5 protein-coding genes and 2 pseudogenes are annotated in these 5,573 nt (G+C 68.6%); 3 read left to right on the plus strand and 4 right to left on the minus strand.

Annotation, left to right across the window (positions count from 1 at the left end; genetic code table 11):
* Positions 1-991 (plus strand): GTPase (locus Q0C81_RS14145; protein WP_291839205.1); only part of this gene is annotated, 991 nt, incomplete at its 5' end.
* A gap of 246 nt (positions 992-1,237) precedes the next feature.
* Positions 1,238-1,441: pseudogene (locus Q0C81_RS18315) on the plus strand (lysozyme inhibitor LprI family protein); the annotation flags it as partial.
* Between the two features lie 32 nt (positions 1,442-1,473).
* Here Q0C81_RS18315 and Q0C81_RS14150 read toward each other — a convergent pair.
* Complete coding sequence (locus Q0C81_RS14150; RefSeq protein ID WP_291839208.1) at positions 1,474-2,496, minus strand: LytTR family DNA-binding domain-containing protein; 1,023 nt, start codon at positions 2,494-2,496, stop codon at positions 1,474-1,476.
* Between the two features lie 8 nt (positions 2,497-2,504).
* Positions 2,505-3,080, minus strand: a complete 576-nt coding sequence (locus tag Q0C81_RS14155) for a hypothetical protein (protein ID WP_291839211.1) — start codon at positions 3,078-3,080, stop codon at positions 2,505-2,507.
* Between the two features lie 132 nt (positions 3,081-3,212).
* On the opposite strand from Q0C81_RS14155, the gene Q0C81_RS14160 reads away from it, so the two are divergent.
* A complete protein-coding gene (locus tag Q0C81_RS14160; protein WP_291839214.1) occupies positions 3,213-3,572 on the plus strand; it encodes a hypothetical protein in 360 nt (119 codons plus the stop codon).
* A gap of 6 nt (positions 3,573-3,578) precedes the next feature.
* Here Q0C81_RS14160 and Q0C81_RS14165 read toward each other — a convergent pair.
* Both Q0C81_RS14165 and Q0C81_RS14170 read right to left on the minus strand, forming a co-directional pair.
* Positions 3,579-4,700 (minus strand): annotated as a pseudogene (locus tag Q0C81_RS14165) (serine hydrolase domain-containing protein).
* Positions 4,701-4,731: 31 nt separating this feature from the next.
* On the minus strand, positions 4,732-5,573 hold an 842-nt coding region (locus Q0C81_RS14170), incomplete at its 5' end, for a helix-turn-helix domain-containing protein (protein WP_291839217.1).

Raw genomic sequence — 5,573 nt, forward strand, 5'->3', positions numbered from 1 at the left:
CACCCGCGACTCCATCTCGGTCGACTGGGAGTGGGAAGGCCGTCCGATCCGCTTCGTCGACACCGCCGGCATGCGCCGCAAGGCGCGGGTGCAGGAGAAGCTGGAGAAGCTGTCGGTCGCCGACACCATCCGGGCCATCACCTTCGCCGAGGTGGTCATCCTGATGATGGACAAGGACAACGCCTTCGACATCCAGGACCTGCAGCTGGCCGATCTGGTCGAGCGCGAGGGCCGGGCGCTGATCTACGTCGCGTCCAAGTGGGACCTCGAGGAAGAGCCCCAGGCGCGCATGGCCAAGCTGAAGAGCATGGCCGAGGACAAGCTGCCCCAGCTGAAGGGCACGCCGTTCGTCGTTCTGTCGTCCCATTCGGGCCGCGGCGTCGAGCGCCTGATGCCCGCCGTGATCCAGGCCTATGACACCTGGTCGGTGAAGGTGAAGACCAAGGACCTGAACACCTGGCTGTCCATGGCCACCCAGCGGCACCCGCCGCCCGCCGTCGACGGCAAGCGCATCAAGCCCAAATACATCGCCCAGACCAAGGCCCGTCCGCCCACCTTCGTGCTGATGGCCAGCCGCGCCGAGTCGATGCCGGAGCAGTACAAGCGCTACCTGGTCAACTCGATCCGCGAGAGCTTCGACCTGCCGGGCACGCCGATCCGCCTGATCGTCAAGTCAAGCGGCGACAACCCCTATGCCGAGGGCGGTTCCAAGTCGGGTCCGGAACGCTACAAGGGCGACGCCAAGACCGCGCCGCGCCGGGTCATCAAGAAGGCTGAAAAGGCCGAGATGCTGTCCAATCTGCCCGGCAAGGCGCTGGAGCAGAAGAAGACCCGCAAGCATCAGCCCAAGGTCGTCTCGGGCGTGAAGGCCAGCTCGTCCAAGAAGGCCGGCTCGTCCATCGCCGTCCAGAAGGGCGCGCGCGGCGGAGCGCGTCAGGTGTCGCGTTCGGGTCGGATCCGCACAGGCCAGAAGCACGCGCCGAAGAAGTAGGCTGGACGGTTTAAAGGCTTGGGATAGGCTGAGCCATCCAACCGGAACCTCCGCCATGAAGCCCGTTGTTTTGATCGCCGCGGGCTTGCTCTGCGTCGGCCTGTCCGCCTGTGATTCAGAAGACGCGCGGCCGGCCGCGGGGCCGTCTCATGAGTGTGATCGGAGCGACGGCTCGATGCCGTCGATCAAGGCCTGCGCCGGCGATGATCTGGCCCAGGAAGAAGCCCGCATGCAGCGGTATTCGCGGCCGCGATGAAGCGGGCGCGGGACAATGACGCGGAGTCGGTCAAGTACGGCCCGAGAACCCGTCAGGTGCACTGGCTGACGAAGTCCCAGCGGGATTGGAAAGCCTATGCTGAAAGCCACTGCGCCGTCTGGCTTCCGGACGGCAGCGGCGGCACGATCGGCGGGCTGTTCTACGCGACGTGTCTGACGGACGCGACGTGGCGACGGACCCGCGACATCTGGGGCGACTATCTGACCTATATGTCTGAAACGACGCCGCCGGTCCTACCCGAACCCGTTCGCCCGATCAGTGAAGACCGAACGGCGGAAGGTTCCGAGGGCGAAACCTCTACCGCCGCCGAACCTCCCAGTCGCGCCAGGAACCCGTCTCTGTAAGATCGGCTGACCACCAGCTCCGCGCCGCTGTCCAGCGTGACCCGCCAGGCGCCGTCGGCCAGCGGCTTCAACTCACGCACCCTCGCAAGATTGACCAGCGTTGAGCGATGGCTGCGGGCGAAGCCGTGCGGGGCCAAACGGGTTTCCAGCGCCTGCAGGGTCTCGCGCAGCAAGCCTTCGCGATCACGCCAGTGGACCACGGCGTAGTTGCCCGCCGAGGCGATCCATTCGATCTCCGGGACCGCCACCGGAACCCGGCCCCGGCCTACCCCGACCATCAGCCGCTCCGACGGCGGGGCGGCGGGATCGGACTGGGCGCGCCGGGCCTCGACCAGGGCCGCCGACAGCGCTTCCATCTCGGCCCGCTGCCGGATCGCCCGGCGCCAGTGCGCCGCCGCCAGGCCAGCCGCGCCGATGGCGGTGTACAGCAGGATGGCGACCGGCAGCCGGTCGATGCTCCGCGCCATGATCTCGGCGACGGACCAGCCCGCGCCGCGCATGGCTCCATCCGCGCCGGTCATCGCCAGGGCCGCCGAGACGACCGCGGGCGGCGCCAGGGCGGTCAGTACGCCCATCGCCCGCCACTCGGCCCCGAACCGCCGCAGCACGGCCCAGACCAGCAGCCCCGTCACGACGTTCGGAGCATACAGCAGTCCCGCCCAGAGCAGCGACGTCGGCAGGTCGGCGCCATGGTCCCGGCGCACGAACCACGCCGCCGACGCCGTGGTCGCCGCATAGCTGTAGGCCGCGAAAAGGCCCAGTCCGACGCCGAACGGGATGCGGCGCAGGCCGCGCATCAGGCGGCTGCCGGCCAGCGTCGGCGCTGCAGGACCAACCCGGCGATCCAGATCGCGGTCAGGGTCTGGAACAGCAGCGTCGGCCAAAGGGCGCTCTAGGGCGGGGGCAGGAACCTCAGGAAATTTCCCGAGAAGGCGCTCAGCACCGCCGAGTATGCGCCAAGCATCTTCCACAGATGCTCATACCGCCACAACTCGGGACTGAAGGGCCAGTCGGTCGGACGCAGGAAGCGCCACGCGTCCCAGCCGCCCATGCTGAACGCGGCATAGACCAGGGTGATGGAGAGGACGGCCGGCCCGCTGCTTCGGCCCGTCAGGACCAGGGCCAGGATGATCAGGCCCACGCTGGCCAGCGCCAGGGTCACGACCCAGTCCAGCGCCGTTGCCCGGTCAGTGCGCCGCAGATCCGGACGTTTGCGCCCCAGCACCCGCAGGCCCGAGAACAGGGTCAGGGTCGCCGAGGCCGACAGGGCCAGCAGATAACTGTTCATCTTCAGGGCGGTCATCGCCCAGGCGCACGCCAGCAGAATCGCCATCAGGACGGCGAAGGCTCGCCCTGTCAGGCGATGCAGGCGCGAGCCCTTGCGGGTCAGGACCGGGGCTGCGCCGATAACGACCGTGCCGAGTCCGGCGGCGATGTGGACGGCGAGGAGGAGAGGGTAGATGGACATGCCGCCATCACGGCTGGCGGCGGCCCACTGTTCAACGGCGCAGGGACGGGATGCGGTCCGCGGGGACGAACGGCGGTGTTTGATCTCCCGGTGACGGATGCGAAGCTGGCCTCCAGATTCGGGGGATTCAGCATGTTCAAGTCCGTCCTCGGCCTGTCGGCCGCCTTCCTTGTCGCGGGGGCGGCTGTCGCCCAGGAGGCCGCGCCCGCGGTCTGCACCGCGCCGACGCCGCCGGCCATCGAGCGCCCGGTCAAGCCGAGCCGCCCGCCCGTGCCGGGCTGCGTCAACGAGGCGCGCGGAACGCATACCTGCCGCAACAACGTCCTGCGCGAGTACGAGGCGGCCATGATCCGCTACCAGGGTCAGTTCTCGACCCACGTGGACCAGATCAACGCCTATTTGCGCCGGCTTGAGACCTACACCCGCGACGCCGTCGACTACGCCGAATGCGAACGCCGCATCGTCATGCCGAGCACGATCATCACCGGTTGAGTGGGATCAGAGCAGCGCCGTCAGGGCGTGGGTCGTGATCAGGGCGTCGGCCAGACCGTGCGGATTGCGGACGTCATAGTTGGTGGTGGTGACGACGACGACGGCGTTGAGCTCCGGCACGACCACGACCTTGTTGCCTCCGGTCCCGGCCATGGCGAAGGCCTTCATGGGGCGTCCCGCGACCGTGTAGGTCGGCAGCCAGGTCAGATAGCCGTAGTCGCCGCGCTCGGGATCGACGTTGGCGTGCGGGGAGGTCATCGCCCCGACCCACGCCTCGGGCAGGACTTGGGTCCCGTTCCACCTCCCGCCGTCGAGCAACAGCTGGCCCAGTTTGAGAAGGTCGCGGCTGCGCAGGCTCAGGCCGCCGCCGCCCTGCGCCAGGCCCATGGGCGAGAACTGCCATTCCTCGCCCTCGATCTGCAGGGGGGCGAACAGGACGTCATGGGCGAAGGTCTGGAGCGGCCGGCCCGTCGCCGACTGGATCGCGGCCCCCAGCGTCGTCGTGCCGGCCGTGCAGTAGCTGAACGCGCGGCCGTAGGGTGAGTTCTCGGGCTTGGGCGCCCAGGCGGGGAAGCCTCGCACCGGCAGGTCGAAAGCGAATTTCACCTAGTTCTCAATCAGATACATCCGCTCTTCGTTGCCGCGTGAGAACTGATTGTCGTCGTCGCATTCCAGCAAGGAGCTCATGGTCAGCAGGTCTTCGACCGTGATCTGCGCCTTGCGCGGGTCCGGATTATCGAACGGGCCCCAGGACGAGATCAGCGGCATGACCGGCGTGGAGACCGACAGGTCGCCGCGGGCGACCGCCGCGCCCGCCAGCATCGCGGTGACGGTCTTGGTCGCCGATCGCGTGTTGCGCCGGGCCTTCGCGCCGCCGTCGTCGAAATAGGCCTCATGAATCAGGCGGCCGTTGCGGCTGATCAGGACGCTGGTGATCTGGTGGAAGTCGCCGTTCCGCACCGCCGCATCCATGGCGGTCAGGCCGGCGGCTGAGGCGCGTTCGGCTGCGGGCGGCGCCGTCCTCCAGCCGTCGGTCTGCGCCTCGGCGGGCGAGACGGTCAGCAGCAGGGCCGAGACGGCGAGGATGATGGCGCGCACGAGGAACTCCTTGGGTTGGAGACGCCGCATCCCACGGTCCGGACGGCCTGTCTTGAACAGATCAAACCTGTCCGGAGATCACGGCGCGGAACGCCCCCGGCGTAATGCCGAAGATTCGCGCATACTCGCGGGTCATGTGGCTCTGGTCCGCATAGCCGGCCCCGGCCGCCGCCTCGGCCAGATCCATGTTCCGGATCAGGCTCTGGGTCGCATGATCGGCGCGGCGGTGGCGGATCGCACGGGTCGGGGAGCATCCCAGATGCCGTCGCCAGCTCCGGGTCAGATGGACCGGATGAACACCGGCCTCGTCGGCGATGGCGCGGATTTCCAGACCCGGCGCGCAGGCCAGGTCTTCGACCATCTCCGCGGCCCTGATGAGCCAGTCCGGCGCGTGGCGAGAGGCGTCCATAGACAGGACGACCGCATCGGCCAGCGTGAGCGAAGCCTGTTCGATGGCCAGTTCATCGCCCGGCGCGCCGCGCATGCTCAGGCCGACAAGCCGTCGCATCGCTGTTTCGGCGTCGCCGCGAAGCAGGGCGGGGTGGGACAGCCCCGCCGGAAGGTCCGTCGGCGCGCTGACGGACAGAAACAGACCTCCGGCGACATCGAAACAGTCGCGATGCACGACGCCGGGCGGATTATAGATCGCGCTGCCTGCGCCGAAGACCGTTCGCACCGGAGCCAGCGGATCGCGCGCGAGACTGCGGTATCCGTCCGCCAGCGGCAGGATGAAATGCGCAGTGTCATGCGAGTGTTCGGTCACCGCCTCGGGAGGCAGTGTGGCCACCCGCAGATCGACGCTGAACCCGCCCGCCTGGACCGATCGGTTCAGGTCACCGAGGAATTGCCCGTGCGGGAGAGGGCGCATGCGCGGTCTAGACCAGCGCCGACGCCCCCGGCGCC

The organism is Brevundimonas sp., from assembly GCF_023259385.1.
GTDB lineage: Bacteria > Pseudomonadota > Alphaproteobacteria > Caulobacterales > Caulobacteraceae > Brevundimonas.

Excerpts from the sequence above, each read along its gene's own strand:
- Q0C81_RS14155 (WP_291839211.1), bottom strand. The coding sequence starts at position 3,080 with ATGTCCATCTACCCTCTCCTCCTCGCCGTCCACATCGCCGCCGGACTC.
- Q0C81_RS14160 (WP_291839214.1), top strand. The coding sequence starts at position 3,213 with ATGTTCAAGTCCGTCCTCGGCCTGTCGGCCGCCTTCCTTGTCGCGGGG.